The 19,718-nt window shown below is 67.4% G+C and carries 10 protein-coding genes and 2 pseudogenes; 6 read left to right on the top strand and 6 right to left on the bottom strand.

Annotated elements, in window-relative coordinates:
• Positions 1 to 161: 161 nt before the first annotated feature.
• A pseudogene (locus XcuCFBP2542_RS04920) lies at positions 162 to 1,052 on the top strand (NAD(P)/FAD-dependent oxidoreductase); the annotation flags it as partial.
• A gap of 469 nt (positions 1,053 to 1,521) precedes the next feature.
• Here the strand turns inward: XcuCFBP2542_RS04920 and XcuCFBP2542_RS04915 are convergent.
• Positions 1,522 to 2,373 (bottom strand): class I SAM-dependent methyltransferase, encoded by an 852-nt coding sequence (locus tag XcuCFBP2542_RS04915; protein ID WP_104602487.1) that lies wholly within the window; start codon positions 2,371 to 2,373, stop codon positions 1,522 to 1,524.
• A 251-nt stretch (positions 2,374 to 2,624) separates the two neighbouring features.
• Here XcuCFBP2542_RS04915 and XcuCFBP2542_RS04910 point away from each other — a divergent pair, with 251 nt between their 5' ends.
• Positions 2,625 to 3,500, top strand: coding sequence for a DMT family transporter (locus XcuCFBP2542_RS04910; RefSeq protein ID WP_167526951.1), 876 nt, complete (start codon positions 2,625 to 2,627; stop codon positions 3,498 to 3,500).
• A gap of 97 nt (positions 3,501 to 3,597) precedes the next feature.
• Here the strand turns inward: XcuCFBP2542_RS04910 and XcuCFBP2542_RS04905 are convergent, their stop codons facing one another.
• Entirely contained in the window at positions 3,598 to 5,364 is a 1,767-nt protein-coding gene (locus XcuCFBP2542_RS04905; RefSeq protein ID WP_104602509.1) for an expansin EXLX1 family cellulose-binding protein, read from the bottom strand.
• 341 nt (positions 5,365 to 5,705) lie between these two features.
• Here XcuCFBP2542_RS04905 and cycA point away from each other — a divergent pair, with 341 nt between their 5' ends.
• Positions 5,706 to 7,082 carry a D-serine/D-alanine/glycine transporter gene (gene cycA / locus XcuCFBP2542_RS04900; RefSeq protein WP_104602486.1) on the top strand — a complete coding sequence of 459 codons (1,377 nt, stop codon included), beginning with the start codon at positions 5,706 to 5,708 and terminating at the stop codon, positions 7,080 to 7,082.
• A gap of 139 nt (positions 7,083 to 7,221) precedes the next feature.
• Entirely contained in the window at positions 7,222 to 8,133 is a 912-nt protein-coding gene (locus XcuCFBP2542_RS04895) for a CorA family divalent cation transporter (RefSeq protein ID WP_104602485.1), read from the top strand.
• A 215-nt stretch (positions 8,134 to 8,348) separates the two neighbouring features.
• On the opposite strand, the gene XcuCFBP2542_RS04890 is transcribed toward XcuCFBP2542_RS04895, so the two are convergent.
• Together XcuCFBP2542_RS04890 and treA are read right to left on the bottom strand one after the other, a co-directional pair.
• Positions 8,349 to 9,044: an AIM24 family protein gene (locus XcuCFBP2542_RS04890; RefSeq protein ID WP_104602508.1), complete on the bottom strand. Its 696-nt coding sequence runs from the start codon at positions 9,042 to 9,044 to the stop codon at positions 8,349 to 8,351.
• Positions 9,045 to 9,123: 79 nt separating this feature from the next.
• Positions 9,124 to 10,797, bottom strand: a complete 1,674-nt coding sequence (treA, locus tag XcuCFBP2542_RS04885) for an alpha,alpha-trehalase TreA (RefSeq protein ID WP_104602484.1) — start codon at positions 10,795 to 10,797, stop codon at positions 9,124 to 9,126.
• A gap of 491 nt (positions 10,798 to 11,288) precedes the next feature.
• Here treA and XcuCFBP2542_RS04875 point away from each other — a divergent pair, with 491 nt between their 5' ends.
• Entirely contained in the window at positions 11,289 to 12,305 is a 1,017-nt protein-coding gene (locus XcuCFBP2542_RS04875) for a hypothetical protein (RefSeq protein WP_167526950.1), read from the top strand.
• 235 nt (positions 12,306 to 12,540) lie between these two features.
• Here the strand turns inward: XcuCFBP2542_RS04875 and XcuCFBP2542_RS04870 are convergent, their stop codons facing one another.
• A complete protein-coding gene (locus XcuCFBP2542_RS04870) occupies positions 12,541 to 13,467 on the bottom strand; it encodes a GAF domain-containing protein (RefSeq protein WP_104602481.1) in 927 nt (308 codons plus the stop codon).
• A 128-nt stretch (positions 13,468 to 13,595) separates the two neighbouring features.
• A complete protein-coding gene (locus XcuCFBP2542_RS04865; RefSeq protein WP_104602480.1) occupies positions 13,596 to 16,475 on the bottom strand; it encodes a M16 family metallopeptidase in 2,880 nt (959 codons plus the stop codon).
• An 85-nt stretch (positions 16,476 to 16,560) separates the two neighbouring features.
• On the opposite strand from XcuCFBP2542_RS04865, the pseudogene XcuCFBP2542_RS04860 reads away from it, so the two are divergent.
• Positions 16,561 to 19,352, top strand: a pseudogene (locus tag XcuCFBP2542_RS04860) (PAS domain S-box protein).
• Positions 19,353 to 19,718: the final 366 nt, after the last annotated feature.

Genomic DNA, 19,718 nt, shown 5'->3' with positions numbered 1-19,718 from the left:
AGTTCAGCGCGCTGTTCGATCGTTAGTGGGGGTCTTTGCATGCATCGATATCTGGGGACATTGCATCCGATTTCAATGATTCAGTGGACTAGGGGTTGAGCTGCTTGTCTTTTCATGTAACATCGAAAAGTACGTTAATGGCGTGGCGACCGGGAGCGGACATGCAGCACGAGGTAATCATCATTGGCGGCAGCTACGCGGGGCTGTCCGCCGCCCTGCAATTGGCGCGCGCGCGGCGCGCGGTGTTGGTGGTCGATGGCGGCCAACGGCGCAACCGTTTCGCGGCGACCTCGCACGGTTTTCTTGGTCGCGATGGCGCATCGCCGGCTCAGATTGCCGCCGAAGCGCATGCGCAGGTGCTGGCGTACCCCACCGTGCAGTGGGTCGACGGGCAGGTGACGCAGCTAAGTGGGCGGGCCGATGCCTTCGAGGTCGCGCTGGCCGATGGCAGCCGCCACAGCGCACGCCGCCTGATCCTGGCCACCGGCGTGGTCGACCAATTGCCCACGATCGCCGGGCTGGCCGAGCGCTGGGGCAGGCAGGTCTTCGTGTGCCCCTATTGCCACGGCTACGAGCTACAGCAGGGGACCATCGGGGTGCTGGCAACCTCGGCGTTCGCGGCGCACCAGGCGGCGATGCTGCCGGACTGGGGCGCTACCCGCCTGTTCTTGAATGACACGCTGGTGCTGGACGAGGCGCAGCACCGGCACCTGCAGGCGCGCGGTGTGCAGCTGGTCGCCGGCGCGGTGGCCGCGCTGCAAGGGGAGGGCCAATCGCTGGAGGTGCTACTACGCGATGGCCAGGTGTTTGCGCTGGATGGCGTGTTCGTCACCCCACGCAGCACCCTCAGCCCTTTGGTGGCGCAGCTGGGCTGTGGCGGCAACGATGGGCCATTGGGGAGCCATATCGCGGTGGATGCGCTGCAGGCCACCACGGTGCCAGGCGTATTTGCCTGCGGCGATGTCGCCAACCCGGCCGCATCGGTGGCCTTTGCCGTCGCCAGCGGCGCGATGGCCGGCGTGGCGGCGCATCGCACCCTGATATTCGGCCTGGACGACCAGCAGCAGCGGACCGTCGCTTCGAGCCCGGCGGTCGTTGGGTTGGAAACTGCGGCAGGGCGGGAAGCCCTCCTTACTCAGGCTGCTCGGCCGCCAGGCGATCGCAGCAGCGACTCAAGCACATAGGTGCGCGTTGCTCGGCTCCCGAAAGCAGCTGATACCACGGCTATGCAGCCGCGGCGTGCACGGCTGGGGCTCCCGAATCAGCAGCGACGACGCCTGCACGTCGGCCCGGCGCCGTGCTTATCGCCTGCGTTGCGGGCGGCTTGCCGGTCGCTTATCGCGTTTGGGCCAGGTGTCGTCGCCGCAAACGCTCTCCTTCCGGTCGGCGTCGGCACTTGAATCGCGCTGGCGGGCGCTGGACACACTGTCTGGCTCTGGCATGCCACCGGCGAGATATGCGCGCGCATGCAACGTGCGCGTCTGCAGATCCGCCCGGCAGCCACGCGGCGCGCAGCGTGCGTTATCGGCGCGTGGGCAAGGTGGCCAACACGCCGTCGAGCGCGAGTTGGGTACTGAAACCGGCCTTGGCAAGCCGCTTGCTCACCTCATTGGGCACATCGCGCCCGCTGGTGAGTCGGTTGGGCGCGCCGGTGTAGTGGAACAGCCGCCCGCCACGGCGCAGCACCCGTGCCAGGTGATCGTAGAAAGCCTGCGAATACAGCTCGCCGGCAATGCCGAAGCGCGGTGGGTCGTGCAGGATGGCGTCCACCGAGTCGTCCGCAAGCGTGGCGATCTGCTGCGACACGTCGGCATGGATCAGCTGCAGGCGCCCGCCGGCCGCTGCCGCCTCCGGGTCCGGCGACCACGGGTTGAGCGTACGCAACCACAGCACGTCGGCGTTCTTCTCGAATGAGCGCAGCTGCGCCACACCATCTTCCAGGCAACACGCCGCGAAGTAGCCCAGCCCGCCGCAGGTATCCAGCACGGTCTTGCCACGCGGGTCCACCAGCGCCACCTTGCGGCGCGCATCCTCGAACGGCGACAGCTGCGCCGACGGCAGCATCTTGATGCCATCGATCTCGAAGGTGGGTGCGCCCCAGGCGGTAGGCACCAGCTTGATCAAGGCGCCGCTGTAGCGGGAGATCGGCGCGAAATCCTCGCCGTCCCAGAAATACAGCGTGCGGTCCTTGAGCGTGCCGGGATAGGGATAGCCGCGACCGCGCCACTGCCAGGTCTGCACCGCGAGTTGCACGGTATCGGTGCTGCGGCCCAGGTCCAGCGAACCGGCCCACGTGGCCAGGCCGGCACTGCGTGCTGCCAGCAACGCCTGGGCATCGGAACAGGTGAGCAGCGGTCCGGAATAATGGGGCACGGTGGGTGGACGCGTGCGCGGCCTGGGGAAGGATGCCCCATCGTAACCGACCCATCGCGGCAGGACATCGGCCGCCGCGCCGCCGCCGATTGCCTACCCTGGCCGTAGGCGAGGCGGTTGGCGGCAGTGCTACATCGGCGGGGCGCTGGCAACGGCCGCTACGGTTCCGTGGACCCGCGTCACCGCGCATACTCGACGTTTTCCGCATCCATGCGCTCGCCCGGATCGGTATGAACCATGGAGTGCCGGCAATGTTGAAGGGTGTGCTGTTGGGATTCGCCTGTTATGCGGCGTATGCGATCAGCGATGCATTCGTGAAGCTGCTCGAAGGCAGCTTGCCGGTCTACGAGGTGCTGTTTCTGGGTGCGCTGCTGATGCTGGTGGCGGTGCCGTTCCTGAAGAAGCCCGATGACAGGTTGCGCGACCTGGTGATGGCCAAGCAGCCGGCCTTATGGCTGCTACGGGCGCTCACCGGCGCCATCGGCAACCTGACCTCGGTGATCGCCTTCACCACCTTGCCGATGGCCGAGGCGTTTGCGCTGATCTTCCTGATGCCGATCTTCGTCACCGTGCTGTCGGTGATCTTTCTCAAGGAGGAAGTGCGCTGGCGGCGCTGGAGCGCGGTGATCGTCGGCTTCATCGGCGTGCTGATCGTGCTGCGCCCCGGGTTTCGGCATCTCACCCACGGGCATGTGGCGGCGATCGTGTGCGGGCTGGTCGGGGCGATTTCGGTGATCGCGCTGCGCATGGCCGGGCATGGCGAAAAGCGCTTGACGCTGTACGGTGCCGGCGTCATCGGCCCATTGGTGATGGGCGGCATCCTGATGTTGCCGAGCTTCGTCTGGCCGTCGCTGTATCAGTGGGGCCTGCTGGCCGGCTATGGCCTGCTCGCCGGATTGGCGGCCATCTGCATGATGTACGCCACGCGCCTGGCGCCGGTCAGCGTGGTGGCGCCCACCCAATACAGCCAGATGCTGTGGGCGATTGCGTTCGGCTACCTGCTGTTCCACGACCGCCTGGACTGGCCGATGGGCGTGGGGATCGCGCTGATCCTGGGGGCCGGGCTGTTCACGCTGGTGCGCGAAGAGCAGGTGTCGCGGTGGTGGCGGCGGACCAAGATCGTTTAGTTCGGGATTGGGGCGTTGGCATTCGGGATTGGCCAGGCGTTGGCGCCTAGCGCTGACTGGTCCCGTGCCAGGGCAGTGGCGCCATCGCTGCGGCAACTCATGGAAACTGCACGTTGCCCGCCTGGAAATACGCCGGGTGGCTGCCGTCTTCGTACAGGGCGGCAAGCGTGTCGGTGATGGTCTTGCCGCGGATGTCGGTGATGCGAATGACCAAGGGCTGGTTGCCGAGCTGCTCGCCCAGGAAGTGGTTGTAGTCCATTTTTTGCAGGCTTTTCCAGGTCGTGCCCTGCTTCACCTCGAACTTGACCACCGGATAGGCATGGTTGCGCACCTGGATCGCTGCCCACCAGCGCGAGCTGCCTTCCTTGATGCGGTACTGCACATTGCCTGACACCGGCGCGCGCATCACCTTCCAGCTGATGGGGATGCGTCCATCGGCCATGTTGCCGATCGCCGCGAACGCATTGGGAGACAGATCCAGTCCACCGGAGGCGCCTTCCGGGTACAGGTCGGTCACATAGACGGTGGTCGTGCCCTTGGGGCCGGTCACTTCCAGATACGCACCGGCGAGCGCCGCTTTCACCCCGCCGTAGTTCAACTGGGTGGGATTGAGCGCGGTGATGAAGGCGGTGCTTGGAATCGGATCCAGCAGCAGCGCACCGCCGGAGTAGCCCGAGCCGGTGTACGTCGCGGTGCCGGTGAAGGTGCTGTTCCAGGCGGCATCACTGCGTGCGGCTGCAGTGGATACAGTGGCGGCGCGTGCAACCGGCGCGATGCCCCAGGCCCGGTGCAGGATCTGCAGCTTGTCCACGCGCGGGCGGCCATCCGGTGCAAGCAGGCCACCGTTGTTGGCATTGCCCGGCTCCCAGCTGCCGAGGAACGCGCTGCGCAGGCCGCTGCCGGCCAGATAGCCGCTCAACGCCTGCTGCCAGGCCGCATCGCGCGGATCGCCATCGCCCAGGCCCCCGCCGATGCTGACCGGGATCACCGCGTGATCGGCGGCGAACTGGCCGAAATCGCGCTGCCACAGCGCGGGCAGCGCCTGCGCGAAGTCTGGCGACGCGAACGTCTCGGCAGCGTCGCGGTCCGGCCCTGCCAGCTTGGGCAGTAGCACCAGTTGCCGGGCCGGGATGCGCAGCGGTGCACAGGCCAACGGCTGCAAATTGCTGCCGGCGGCCTTGCGTGCCGGATCGCTGCACACCGCGTTGCTGCCCACGCCTTCCACCCCCACCACCCAGTGCGGCGCCTGCGCCAGCACGCTGTCGGCTGCACGTGCCGCCAGGCGGCCCCAGTCCGCCCCGGCGGTGGTTCCGGCCCAGGTCGCATTGCGATAGCCGCTGCTGCCAAGATCGATGCCGATCACGCCGGTGTTGCTGCGATAGCGACGCGCCAGGGTGGCCAGGCCCTGCATCCATGCCTGCGATTGCGGTGTCGTGCCCAACTGCGGCGGGTCGTCGTCGCAGCCGCCAGCGGCAAAGGCGAACAGGACCTGCATGCCGCGCTGGGTTGCGTTGCGCACCACCGCATCGACGAGCTGCAGGGAATTCAGGCCACGCAGTGCAGGGTCGCCGGCCACATCGTCGGCAGCCACCGGCCTGCCCTGGAGCACGGCGGCGCACAGCGGCAGCCGCAGGGCGGTGATCTGCGAGGCCTGCATCCGATCCAGTTGCTGCGCGAGTGTGCTGTCACGCAGGCCGGTGGCCGCCAGGGTGCTGCGATCGAAGCCTGGCCAGGTCACGCCGTGAATCTGCAGTGTCCGCCCTCGGGCATCGACGAGCTGGCCGTGGGCATCGACCTGCATGGCCCCGCAGGTCAGCGGGGTCAGTGCCGCGAGTGCAAGCAGTAGATGGCTGCGCAGCTGCATGACGGTCTCCTGGAGGACGGCTGGGCAGCAGACCAGCATCAGGCGCACAGCGTCCGTGCGCGCAGTCAAGGAAGCGAACCGAAGTGTGCCAGCGACGTCGGGAAGATGGCCGTACTGGAACAAAGGTCCGTCGTTCGCGCCGGGTGCTGCGGATCTGCCTGCAGTGCCATCGCCTGTCAGCGTCGCCGATCCCGCGTGCCGATCCCGCGCGGCGCGATGAGGCGTGGTCATGGGTGCCGCCGTGCATCCTGCCGTCCCGAGCGGCTGGCGGCGCAGCCCTCTGGTGCCAACCGGCGCGATCTCGTATTTTTGACGGCTTGTTCACTTGCCGGTGCCGTGCCATGTCCGATCCGTCTGCGCCCGACCATCTGCAACGCAGCCTTTCCAATCGCCACCTGCAACTGATCGCGATCGGTGGGGCGATCGGCACCGGCTTGTTCATGGGCTCGGGCAAGACCATCAGCCTGGCCGGGCCGTCGATCCTGTTCGTCTACCTCATCATCGGCGCAATGCTGTTCTTCGTGATGCGCGCGATGGGCGAGCTGCTGCTGTCCAACCTGGAATACAAGTCGTTCATCGATTTCTCCACCGATCTGCTCGGCCCCTGGGCCGGATTCTTCTGCGGATGGACCTACTGGTTCTGTTGGATCATTACCGCCATCGCCGATGTGATCGCCATTGCCGCCTATGCGCAGTTCTGGTTTCCAGGCCTGGCGCCGTGGATACCCGCCATCGCCTGCGTGCTGTTGCTGTTGGCACTGAATCTGGTCACGGTGAAACTGTTTGGCGAAATGGAGTTCTGGTTCGCACTCATCAAGATCCTCGCCATCTGCGCACTGATCGTCACCGGTGCCGGGTTGGTGGCATGGGGCTTCCGTTCGCCCTCGGGCAACGTGGCCTCGCTGGCGAACCTGTGGAACGACGGCGGCATGTTCCCGATGGGCATCGGCGGATTCTTTGCCGGGTTCCAGATCGCGGTGTTCGCCTTTGTCGGCATCGAGCTGGTGGGCACTACCGCCGCCGAAACCGCCGACCCACGCCGCAACCTGCCCAAGGCGATCAATTCGATTCCGGTGCGGATCCTGATCTTCTACGTGCTGGCGCTGATCGCCATCATGGCGGTGACGCCCTGGCGGCAGGTGGTGGCCGACAAGAGCCCGTTCGTGGAGCTGTTCGTGCTGGCCGGCGTGCCGGCGGCGGCGAGCCTCATCAACTTCGTGGTGCTGACCTCGGCCACCTCGTCGGCCAACAGCGGCATCTTTTCCACCAGCCGCATGCTCTACGGCCTGGCCGAAGAGCGGCATGCACCCAAGGGTTTCTCCAAGCTCTCGCGCGCGGCGGTGCCGGCGCGCGGCCTGCTGTTCTCCTGCGTGTGCCTGCTGCTGGGCGCGATGCTGGTGTATCTGATCCCCAATCTGGTGACGGCCTTCACGCTGGTCACCACCTTGTCGGCGGTGCTCTTCATGTTCGTGTGGTCGCTGATCCTGTGCGCCTACATCGCCTATCGCCGCAAGCGCCCCGGGCAGCACGCGGTATCGCAGTTCAAGATGCCTGGCGGCGTGTTGATGTGTTACCTGTGCCTGGCGTTCTTTGCCTTCGTCATCGTGCTGCTGACCTTGCAGGCCGATACGCGCCAGGCGCTGCTGGCCAGCCCGGTGTGGTTCCTGGTCCTGGCGATCGGCTATGCGCTCAAGGGGCGCAGGCCTGGCGCGGCCTGAGCGCTGCGTGTGGCATGTGCGCGGCCAGTGCACGCCGCGCTGATGAAGATCACCGGCAGCTGAGTCGATGAGTGCGCGTCGTTGACGTGGATGGGGCCGCACGGGATGCTCGCGGCCACTGTTCAGCAGGGCCTGCCGCATGATGACGATCCACCCGATAACCGGAACCGAGCACGCGCAGGGCTGCTGGGTGGACCTGTGCCAGCCCACTGCGCAGGAACTCGCCGAGGCCACCAGGCGGGTGGGTTTCGCGCTGCCGGACCGCGCGGCGATCGGCGAGATCGAATTTTCCAGCCGGGTGCGCCGACAGGGCGAGGTGCTGTTCCTCAACGTGCCGCGCTTCCAGGACGACGATGGCCCCACCGCGCCGCTGGGCTTTGCACTGTCGCCGACCATGCTGGTGACCCTGCGCGAGCAACGCATCGGCTCGCTGGAGGCCTTGACCGCGCGGCTGGAACACGAGCCCTGCCACCGTTCCGACGATCTGCTGCTGCGCATGTTCGACCAGTTGGTCGGGCGTCTGGCAGACCGGCTGGAAGCCCTGGAAGCGGCCGTCACCGAGACCACCCGGCAGGTGTTCGACAACCCGCACAAGACCCGCGACCTGGAACGCATGCTGCGCCATGTCGGTGGCATGGGCCGGCAGCTGGGCGGGCTACATGGCGCGGGGCAGGGCTTGTTGCGGCTGGTGACCTACCTGGACAGCAGCGCGCCCGAGTGGTTCGGTGCCGATGCGGCCAAGCGGATCGGACTGCTGCACAAGGACCTGGCCACCTTGAGCGAATTCCATCAGCACATGGACGACCGCATCGAGTTCCTGCTCGACAGCGTGCTGGGCATGATCAACATGGACCAGAACAATGTGATGAAGGTGATGGCGGTAGCGTCGGTGGTCGGCATTCCGCCCACCGTGCTGGTCGGTATCTGGGGCATGAACTTCGCCTACATGCCCGAACTCAAGGGGCACGACCACTACTTCTGGGCGTTGGGCGCGATCGCGCTGAGCGTGCTGATTCCGCTGGCGTGGTTCCGCAAGCGCGGCTGGGTGTGATGGGTGGCCAGCGCATCGTGGGAGCCCAGGAGTTTGATTGTCATCGGTCAAGGCCTCGCGCCCAGGTGCGCTCCTACCCGGTGCGGCGTCTGTGTGCAGATGGGTTGCCCGATCGCGTAGCGCGACCGTAAGCGTCGTAGGAGCGCACCCGGGCGCGACGAGGCTTTACTGGGAAGGCCCCTCGCGCCCGGGTGCGCTCCTACGCGGGGCCAGGATCAGCCCTTGGCCTGGAAGCTGACTTCTTCATAGGGTTGCACCACCACCCAGCCTTCTCCAGCAAAACGCATCTGCAGGCTTTCGCCCGAGCCGCGGCCAAACAGCGTGCCCAGCGACACATCGGTGACCAGTTCCGGGGTGAGCGTGCCCGACCAGGCCACGGTGGCATTGGGGTCGGTGAATATCGGGCCGCTGGCGGCGGTGACCGGCAGGGTCAACGGTTCGTAATGCGAGGTGATCGCCACGATGCCGTGGCCGCTCAGGCGCACGTTGAACAGGCCGCCGGAGAGCATGCCGGCCACTTTGCGCATCATGGTGATCTTGTGTTCGATGCCGGATTCGAACGCCAACACATCATTGCCGTTGACGAAGATCGACTCGCCGTTCAAGCGCAGCAGCGTGACCAGCTTGCCGACATCGGCCAGATACACGCGGCCCTGGCCTTCGGCCTTCATCAGCTGCATGCCTTCGCCGCTGACCGCCTTTTTCAGCAGATTGCCCAGGCCCTGTTCCAGCAGGCCTTCGCGCGTGAACTTGACGTTGCCGGTGCGCGCGACCATGGCGCCGGCCTTGGACCACACCATGCCGTTGAGGCGCACTTCCAGCAGATGCGGGTTTTCCAGCTCGAAGGGATCGGGGCTGAGGTCCTTTTCCTTGGAGTGGGCGAGAAATTCGTTGAGCGTGCGTACGGCCATGCGTTCCATCCTGGAGTGAAAGAGTACGCATGATACCCGCCGGTTTCCGTGCGACGGCGTGCAGGGCGACGCGACCGGATCAGGGCGCGGCGGGCGCGCGCTTGCGCTTGGCCTTGCGCGGGGCGGGGGTGGTCGCCGGCGAGGGATACAGGTTCAACAGCATCAAGGTGACGCCGTTGGTCCAGCCGAACCCATCCTGCAGGGCGTATTCGCCGCCACCACCACCGGCCGCGTCGGCGTCCAGGCCGTACTTCTCGACCAGCTTGTGTTCGCGTGCGAACAGTGCCTGCACCTGGGAGAGGAAACGCTCGCCGATAGTGCGCGCCAGTGCGACCTGGCCATAGCGGCGCAGGCCGTCCACCGCAATCCATTGCAGTGGTGCCCAGCCATTGGGCTCGTCCCATTGCTGGCCGGTCTTCACTGCGGTGGTGGCCAGGCCGCCTGGACGGAGCAGCCTCGCACGCACGGTGGTGGCGGTGCCTTTGGCGTGCGCGTCCGAGGCCAGCCCGGTAAACAGCGGATAGAGCGCGGCCGCCGTGATCTGATTGCTCAAGGTCTTGGTCTGCCAGTCGTAGTCGGCGTAATAGCCGGCCGCATTCCACAGGTGCGCATCGATGGCCTGTTTGCGTTGCTGCGCCAGCGCGGCGTAGTCCAGCGCGCACTCGGCGCCGGGTTGCGCGCAGGCCTGGGCCAGGGTGCGCTCCAGGTGATACAGCAGGCTATTGAGATCGATCGGCACGATGGCCGTGGTGCGGATGGTGTGCAGGTGCTGCCCGTCGGCCAGCCAGCGGCTGGAGTAATCCCAGCCACTTTCCGCACCGGCACGCAGGTCGCGGTAGACCTCGGCAGCCGGGCGATCACCCGCGTCGGCAGCGGTACGGGTGTCGTGCAACCAGGCTTCCGGGCGCGGCGTATCGCGTTCGTCCCAGTAGCGGTTAAGGACGCTGCCATCGGCCAGGCGCACCACATGGCGCGTGGCCTCGCCGGGCTTGAGGCCATCGCTGCCCTGCATCCAGTAGGCATATTCCCGCTGCAATTGCGGCAGGTAGCGTTGATAGACCGCCTCGCCTTCCACGCCGGCCTGCAGCTCCACCATGTAGGAAAAGAACGGTGGCTGCGAGCGGCTCAGGTAATAATTGCGGTTGCCGTTGGGAATGTGCCCGTAGGTGTCGATCAGGTAGGCGAAGTTGTCCAGCATCTGGCGGCTGAGCGTGGTCTGTCCGCTCTTCACCAGGCCCAGCATGGTGAAGTAAGAATCCCAGTAGTACACCTCGCGGAAGCGCCCGCCTGGCACCACGTACGGGTGCGGCAGCGCCAGCAGGCTGCTGTGCGGCGGCACCTGCGCCTGGCGACGCACCAGCTTGGGCCACAGCAGGTCGATATGCTCGCGCAGTGCGGTGTCCTGGCGGATCGCGTCGGTCTGCACCGGCGGCGATTCCTCGAAATTGGCATCCACAAAACGGCGCAGATCGAAGCCGGGGTGGTCGTGCTGGGCCAGGTAATCGGCGTTGATGAGTGCAGGGTCGCGCAGCGGCAGGAAATCGACGAAATGTTTCTGGTCATCGAACAGTTCCCCGCGTTGCACCGCCTGGAACAGCTCCGGGTAGGCCAGATCCGGTGTGGGCGGCGTGGAGGCCGGCACGTTGACGACCGGAGTGTCCAGCGGCGCGGCGGTCAGTGTGCACGGCGCAACGAACATGCCCAGCGACAGGCCGAGCAGCGACGTGCAACACGGGGGCGCGGCAGAACTCATGGCATCTCCAGGACGGACAGTGGCGTAGGGCATGGTAAACGACCGGGGTAACGGGCGGGACCGGGGTGCGGCCCCGTGCACGCGCGGGTGACGGAAGCCGGCACGGTGATCCGGCGCGCCGCCGCGACGTGTGCCGATCCAGGCCTATCGGCATCCGGGCAACCAGCTTGAGCAGCGCCGCGTTGCACTGGATCACCAGGACGCGATGCAAGATGCGCGCCAGGGATTGCAACGCGGCGGCGTGCGCAGGGACGATGCGTCGGGGGCGCCGTGCCCGTCTGCTGCGGCATGGGCGGCAGCGTTGCGCGCTGCCTGCAGGACAGGCCTGTCGCAGCAGCGCGTGCGCAATGTGAATGGCGGCTGGCACGCGCGGGCCGGACAACGAATTTCAAACGCGCGTGCACGCGGCGCCGGCTAGATTGGCGCGTCGTGCATCGCCCTCGCCGATGCCGTGCCCGTTTTTCCCCCTCTTCGCATCGGTCGGCCGCATTGTGACTATCCGCCGGAAGGACGCGCTTGTTGCGCATGCAGCCGCCGCCGCATGTACCGGCGCCATCCTGTTCTTCTTCGCCTGCCTGTTGCTGTACCTGCCACCGCCGCGCCAGGGCGTACGACATGACGACAGGCTTCAGGTGGACTTCGTGCCACGCCCGCCAGCATACGCGCCGGCGCCGGCGCAGCCATCGCGCGACTCCAGGCCGCGCCCGCGTGCGACGACGCAGGCAGCGACGGCGACGGCGCGTCGTGCACCGCCGCCCACGCGCACCCCGCCGCCGCAACGCCAGGTGGCCGCGGCCCGTACGCCGGCCGCCGACCCGATGGCCGCCCAGCTGTACACCCGCGATGGCAAGTTGCGCCTGCCGCCCGACACGCAGCAGGACCCGATGGCGCCGCCGGGTGATGCAGTCCCGCCCGGCATGGCCGACGCGCGCGCGCAAGCCAGGGCACGCAACGTGATGGAACGGGTCAACCCGGTGCAATACCAGCAGACGCGCTTCGCCAAGGACTGGAAAAGCGATGGCACGCTGGGCGATGTGGCGATGCAGGAAGTGGACCGCGGCATGAAGAAGTTCAACGCCATGATCAATGGGCCGCAGACGCAGGTGGCCACGGCGCGGCCGCCGCCGGACGTGCGCTTCAATCCTGCCCTGGCCGGAAACCAGGCCGAGCTTGGTAGCGAGGCGACCGGCGATGCCTACAAGGCCGCGCCCATCGCGCACGAGACGCCGCCCGACCTGAAGGGCGAGGCCAGCCGCCGCATCCGCCAGGCCCTGGCGACGCTGGAACAGCGCAGCACGCGTTGCGAGGCGTCCAGGCGCACCTTGCTGCTGTCGCCGGTACGCACGCATCTGTCGGATCTGGAACGCGCCGAACATGCGCTCAACCACGGCGCCGATCCGGTGATGGCCGCGCAGCTGCTGCCGCGCCAGCTGGACAGCGCCTACGATCTGGCGCGCCGCGCGCTGTGGTATGCGGATCGACAATTGCGGCAGTGCGCGGTGGGGTGAGCTGGGCAGATGCGCCGCAGCCGCGGGTGGGCTGGCTGGGCAAGGCGCGCAACGCAGCGGCGGCGTTGCAGGAGCTTGGCTGTCAGCGGCAGCGAGCGCGTGGCGCAGTGGCAGCTGGCGCCAGCAGTGCCATTGTCGTGCCGCTGACGGTGAGTGCCTCTACCAGTGAGTGCTTCTACCAGGCCGGCTCGCAGGTCGGCTCGTCCCAACATCCGTCGACGCCCCCACGCCAGGGTCACGCCGGATGTGGGCGGTAGCGGTCCTTTTCCGCGCTCAACGCCACTTCCGCGCGCAGGAACACCTGCCCGATCGGCTCGTTCGCGCGCGTGGCGCGTGCCTGGCCCACCAACACGGTCAGGCCCAGCGCCTGTTGTTGGCCGGCCATTTCGCGCAGGGCCTGCAATGTGCGTTCGCTGTCGGGGCCGCGCAGCACGGCGATGAACTCGGCGCTGTCGGTCACCCGGTCGATGCTGTTGCCAGGGCCCTGCACCAGCGCGGCAAAGGCCTGGTCCAGTTGCTGCAGGCTGCGGCCGAGCAGGCGTTCGCTCTGGCGTTCGGCCAGGGCGGCCAGTTCCTGTACCTCCAGGATCACCAGTCGATACGGTTCGTCCGTAGCGGCCTGCGCGGTGGCCGGCACTTCGGCCGCTGGCTGCAGCAGGGCATCGCGCTGCTGTTGCAGCGCCTGCTGACGTGCATCCAACAGGTTCATGGTGACCCGCGCCAAGGCCTGCAGCCCGGTGCGCTGGGTGTCGTTGAGCCGGCGCGGTTCGGTGTCCAGCACGCAGACGGTGCCCAGCGCCACGCCCTCGGAAGTCACCAGCGGCATGCCGGCGTAGAAGCGCGCGCCGGTATCGCCGGTGACCACGGAGATCTCGCGAAAACGCGGGTCCTGGGTCAGGTCGGGGACTTCCAGCAGGTTGCCGGGCTCGCGGATGGCGTAGTCGCACACCGCCTGGCTGCGGTCGGTCTGCCGCAGGCCCAGGCCGAGGCCCAGCTGTGCCTTGAACCATTGGCGATCGCGGTCCACCAGCGACATCACCGCGATGGGTGTCTCGCACAACGAAGCGGCCACCTGCACGATGTCCTGGTAGGTGTCTTCGGGCAGGCTGTCGACGATGCGATAACCGTCGAGTACCTGTTGGCGTAGTGTTTCGTCGGACATGGAACGGACGTTCACGGGCGCGCGGAGTGCGCAGGGCCGCACACGATAGCCCAGCCGGCGAAAACGCGCTGTGTCAGGCCGCACCGCACGGCGACAACTGCGCCGTGCGGTGCGGGCAGGGGCTGCCGTTAGCGCTTGACCGGCTTGCCGTCCGCGTCCAGCACCTGCACCTGGCCGAGCTTGAGCGCGCGCACCGGGGCCTCGATCTTCTTCAGGTCGCCCACGATCACCCAGGTCATGGGGTCGGGCTTGATGATCTGCGCGATGGCGGTCTGCGCCGCGGGTTGATCGATCGCTTCCAGACGCGGCTTGAGGGTTTGCACGTAATCGTCCGGGCGGTCGAACTGCACGATGCCTTCGATTGCGCCCAGTACCGCACCGGTGGTTTCGAAGCTGCCGGGCAGGGCGCGGATGCGCTGGTTCTTGATCTTTTCGATCTCCTCGCTGGTCAGCGGCTTGGCGCCGATCACCGCAGTGGCTTCCTTGAGGATCTCGCTGGCCGACTCGGCGGTCTTGTCGGTCTGCACCGGCGCGGAGAACAGGTAGGGGCGCTGGCCCTGCGCATCCATCATGCGGGTGCCGGCGCCGTAGGCCCAGCGCTTGCTCTCGCGCAGGTTCATGTTCAGGCGCGAGGTGAAGGTGCCGCCGAAGGCGCCGTTGGCCACGCCGATCGCCAGGTTGTCCGGCGTCTTGGTGGACGGGGCCAGCAGGCCGGCCAGGATCACCGACTGCGGCGCGTCCGGGCGGTTGATGAGATAGACGCGCGGCTTGGGTTGGGCGGCCACCTCGACCAGGTGTTTCTTCGGCAGCGGGGTGGCCGGGGCCTTCCAGTCGCCGAACGCCGCGTCCAGCTGCGGGATGATCTGCGCCAGGGTGGTGTCGCCGGCCACCAGGATGCGCAGGTTGTCCGGGCGCAGCCACTGGCTGTGGAAGGCCTGCAGGTCCTTGGCGTTGAGGCTCTTGATCGCCGCCTCGGTACCGCTGCCGGTGAGCGGGATGCCGTAGGGGTGGTTCTGGCCGAACAGCAGCGGCGGCAGCGCACGCAGCGCCAGGCTATTGGGCTGGGTCTTTTCTTGCGCGATGCCGGAAAGCCACTGCCCGCGCACGCGTTCGATATCGCTGCTCTTGAAGGCCGGGTTGCGCACGATGTCGGAGAACAACTGCAGCGAGGGCTGCAACTGGTCGTTGAGCGCATCCAGCGAGGCGCTGCAGCTGTCCAGGTCGCAGCCCACCGCCGTGATCGCGCCCAGACGCTGGCGGCGCTGCGCTACTTCCACCGAATCCAGCGCGGCGGTGCTCTCGTTCATCAGCGCGGCGCTGAAGCTGGCTGTGCCGAGCTTGTTGCCCTGATCGGCGGCATAACCGGCGTCGAACAGCAGCTCGACCTGGGTGACCGGGATGGTGTGGCGCTCGGCCAGGATCACTTCGATGCCGTTCTTCAGCTTGCCGCGCTGCAGCTTGGGGAAGCTCAGGTCCGGGAACTGGTTGGTCTCCGGCACGCCCTTGCTGCGATCCAGCGTGCTGACGACGGTCTTGTAGCTGGCGGCGGCCGGCAGCTTGGGCGCCGGCTTGCCCGGTTCGGCGGCGCGTGCCACCACCGCCTTGTCCTCGGCCGCCGGGTCGAAGTCCTTGCCAGCCGGCAAGACGGTCAGCAGGTAGTCGCCCTTGCCGAACCAGGTGGCGGCAGCCCGCCGGACACTGTCCACGGTGGCCGCCTGGCCGCGTTGCAGGTCCTGCTTGTAGGCGCCCGGGTCGCCACGATAGACCTGGCCCTCGGCCAGGATCGCCGCCTTGCCACTGAAGCCGCCCACTTTTTCCAACCCACGCACGAAGCCGGCGCGGTAGGCCACTTGCGCGCGCTGCAATTCGTCGGCGGTGGGGCCTTGCGCGAGAAACGTCTTCAGCTCTTCGTCGATGATGGCTTCGACCTTGGCCGGGTCCACGCCGTCCTTCACGTCGGCCTGGATCTGCAATTGGCTGGACAGCGCGAACGGCTGCACCGAGGCGGACACGTCGTCGACCAGATTGTCCTGATACACCAGGCGCTGATACAGCCGCGAGGTCTTGCCGCCGCCCAGCACGGTGGTGGCCAGGTCCAACTGGATCACCTCGTCGGTGCCCAGCTGCGGCGCCGCCCAGGTGCGGTAGATGCGCGGCTGCGACACATGGTCGTGCTGTACGCCACGCTTCTGCGCCGGCAGCGGGGTGACCCACGGCTGCTGGCGCGCCACCGGCTTGCCGGCCGGGATGTCGCCGAAATACTGCGCGGCCTTGGCGCGCGCCTGCGCCACGGTGATGTCGCCGGCCAGCACCAAGGTGGTGTTGGCTGCACCGTAGTTGTCGTTGAACCACTGTTTGACGTCGCCCAGCGAGGCCGCGTCCAGGTCTTCCATCGAGCCGATGGTGTCGTGCTGGTAGGGGTGGTTGGCCGGGAACAGGTGGGACAGGATGTTCTGGTCCACGCGGCCGTACGGTCGGTTCTCGCCCTGGCGTTTTTCGTTCTGCACCACACCGCGCTGGGTATCGAGCTCTTCCTGGCCGATCGCGCCGAGCAGGTGGCCCATGCGGTCCGATTCCAGCCACAGCGCGGTATCCAGCGCGGTGGTCGGCACGGTTTCGAAGTAATTGGTGCGGTCGAACCAGGTGGTGCCGTTCATGTCGGTGGTGCCGACCTTTTCCAGCGGCGCGAAGAAGCTGCCCTTGTTGTTCTCCGAGCCGGAGAACATCAGATGCTCGAACAGGTGCGCAAAGCCGGTCTTGCCGGCCGGCTCGTCGCCGGAGCCGATGTGGTACCAGATGCTCACCGCCACCACCGGTGCCTTGTGGTCCTCGTGCACGATCACGGTCAGGCCGTTGGGCAGGGTGAAGCGGGTGTAGCCGATGTCGGGAATGGCGCTGCGGGTCGTTGCCTTGGCCAGACTGGCCGGGGCGGCCTCCACGGCGGGGGCGACGGTACCGGCAGTCACACCCAGGACACCGGCAATCAACAGGGACAGCGGACGCAGCATATGACACTCCCGGAGATAGACAATCGGCCGAGGGTAGTGGCTGCCTGGCAGCGCTGCAAATGCAGGTGGGCAGCGCGCGCGGCGGATGCGTTGCCGGCGTCGCTCGGCGGGGCGCGCATGCCTGTCGGCAGCGCCGATACCCGCTGGCCGTTGCCCTGGCGCCAACGCCACCCGCAGCGCTGGCCGGTCGCCGCGCCTTAACGGACCCATCCAGACGGTGCTTAAGTTGACCGTCGCTTCGCCGTTACTTCGGGCGACCCGACCTGAGCGCGTGTTGTCCCTGACTTTGCCATGACCGCCCTGCTGCCGCCCGTGCCGATTCCCGACAACGACGCCTTGCGCGTGGAAGCGGTGCGCGGGCTGGGCGTGCTGGATACCGAGGCCGAGGCTGAATTCGACGATCTCGCCTGGCTGGCGGCGCATGTCACCGGCGCACCGATGGCGCTGGTCTCGCTGCTGGATGCCGACCGGCAGTGGTTCAAGGCCCGCTGCGGCACCGACCTGGAGGGCACGCCGCGCAGCGTCTCGTTCTGTTCCTACACGGTGATGGGCACCGAGCTGATGGAGGTGCCCGATGCCGAGGCCGACCCGCGCTTCGCCGCCAACCCGCTGGTCACCGCTGTTCCGGGCATCCGCTCGTATGTTGGGGTGCCGCTGATCGGCCGCGAGGGCCATACCTACGGCACCCTGTGCACGCTCAGCACGCGTCCGCGCGTGCTTGGCGAAGAGCAGAAGCAGGCACTGATCCGCCTCGCGCATCAGGTTGCCAACCTGCTGGAATCGCGCCGTGATCGCCTGGCGGCGCAGGCGCAACGGCAGACGCTCAGCATGCTGTTGGAAGCCATGCCTGACGGGGTGGTGGCCTGCGATACCGATGGCCTGCTGCGCGAGTTCAATCACGCCGCCCGGCGCTGGCACGGCACCGACCCGCGGGTGTTGCCGCCTGCGCAATGGGCGCAGCATTTCGATCTGTACGCCGCCGACGGCACCACGCTGCTGCCGACGGCGGCAATTCCCCTGGTGCGTGCCTGGCACGGCGAACATGTCCGCAATGCCGAACTGGTGATCCGCGCCAACGGCCAGCCCGCACGCAGCGTGCTGTGCAATGCCGACCCGGTGGCCGCCGACAACGGCTCGGCGCTGGGCGCGGTGTGCGTGATGCACGACATCACCCAGCTCAAGGATGCCTCGGCGGCGTTGGCTGCCGAGCGCGCGCGGCTGCAGGCACTGGTGGATGCCTCGAAGGACGTGGCGATCATCGCGTTCGACCCGCAGGGACGCGTGGAGTTGTTCAATCCCGGTGCCGAGCGGCTGCTGGGGTATGCCGCAGCCGAGGTGCTGGGTGGGTGCCCCGCGCAGTTCCATCTGCAAGCCGAACTCGAACGCCATATGGCCACGCTGGCGTTGTCGCCGCCGTCGTATGCAAAGCTGGCGGCCGCCGCCGCTGGCGATTTACTGGGCGTGGAACTGTGGACGCTGGTGCGCAAGGATGGCGAGCTGCGGCGGGTGCGGCTGTGCTTCAACATCATCCACGATGCGCAGCAGGGCCTGGCCGGCTATCTGGCGATGGCCATCGACGTCACCGCCGAACTGCAGGCGCAAGCGGCCGCGCAGCTGGCCGCCGAACGGTTCGCCGGCGCCTTCGAAACCGCACCGCAGGGCATGGCCATCGTGTCGCTGGACGGCAGCTGGCGCGACGTCAATCCATCGCTGTGCAGCATCCTGGGGTATCCGCGCGAGCAGTTGCTGCGCACCACCTTCCAGCAGATCACCCACCCGGACGACCTGCAGATGGACCTGCAGTTGGTGCAGGAACTGATCGACGGCAAGCGCGACAGCTACAGCCTGGCCAAGCGCTACATCAGCCGGCAGGGTGCGGTGATCTGGGCGCAGTTGTCGGTGTCGCTGGTTCGCGATGGCAGCGGCGCGCCGGTGCATTTCGTGTCGCAGGTCCAGGACGTCACCGAGCGGCATGTCGCCGCCGAACGCCTGGCCGAAAGCGAAGCGCGGCTGCGCGCGATCAGCGATGCCACCCCGGCGCTGGTCAGCCAGTTCGATGGCAGCCAGCGCTGCCTGTTCGCCAATGAAGCGCATCGCGACTGGCTGGGCGTGGAGCCTGCCAGCCTGGTCGGCCTGCCCATCACCCATCTGCTCGGCGCCGCGCTCAGCATTCCCGCCCGCGCTGCACTGGCGCAGGTGGCGGCCGGGCGACGTGCCAGTTTCGAACACGTACTGCGGTCTGGCAGCACCGCACGCGATGTGGAAATCACCCTGGTGCCGGAAACCCGCCGTTCGCGTGCGGGTGCGCAAGGCTTCTTCCTGATGGCGCAGGACGTGACCGCGCACAAGGCGCTGCACCGCCTGATGCATGAGCGCGCCACCCGCGACGCGCTGACCGGCCTGCCCAACCGCCACGCCTGGACCGAGGCATTGCAAGACGCGGTGACGCAGGCACAGCAACTGCAGCGCGCCGTGGCGGTGATGTTCCTGGACCTGGATGGGTTCAAGCGCATCAACGACACCTACGGCCACCGTGCCGGCGATGCGGTGCTGATGGAGTTCGGGCGCTGCCTGCAGCGCGCCGTGGAAGGCCGCTACCTGGTGGCACGCCTGGCTGGCGATGAGTTCGTGGTGCTGCTGGACAACCTGCAGCTGCCCGAGGCAGCGTGTAGCGGTGTTGCCGAGCGCATCCGCCAGGCCGCCGCCGCCGGGGCCATGTTCGGCGAGCAATGGCTACCGATCCAGCCCAGCATCGGCGTGGCCTGGCAGCAGGGTGACCAGGCCGATGCCGCAAGCCTGATGCACGCGGCAGACGAGGCGATGTATGCGGCAAAGCATGCGCGTGGAAAACAGGGGCGTCGCGACGCTGCGCGTTGAAACTGGCGGCCACACACTGTTCCTTCTCCCATCGGGAAGAAGGTGCCCGAAGGGCGGATGAGGGCACCTCAGCCGATGGCTCGATTGCCAACGCGACGCTTTGTCCATCGACGCATCGCGACCGCCGGAGCACTCTCACCCACGCACAAAGCCGTAGGAGCGCACCTGGGCGCGATGGGAGTAACGGTGACGCCTCGTCGCGCCCGGGTGCGCTCCTACAGGGACACAGGCGGGTTTTTTTGCAGTGCAGTTGCGATCGCGCAGTGGCGTTACCACCACGATCGATAAGTCAGACCGACACCAATTCGGCGACGCACAGAGCGGTAGGAGCGCACCTGGGCGCGATGGGAGTAACGGTGACGCCTC

It is taken from the genome of Xanthomonas cucurbitae (assembly GCF_002939885.1).
Lineage (GTDB): Bacteria > Pseudomonadota > Gammaproteobacteria > Xanthomonadales > Xanthomonadaceae > Xanthomonas > Xanthomonas cucurbitae.
This window is presented reverse-complemented; position numbering and strand designations above follow the sequence as displayed.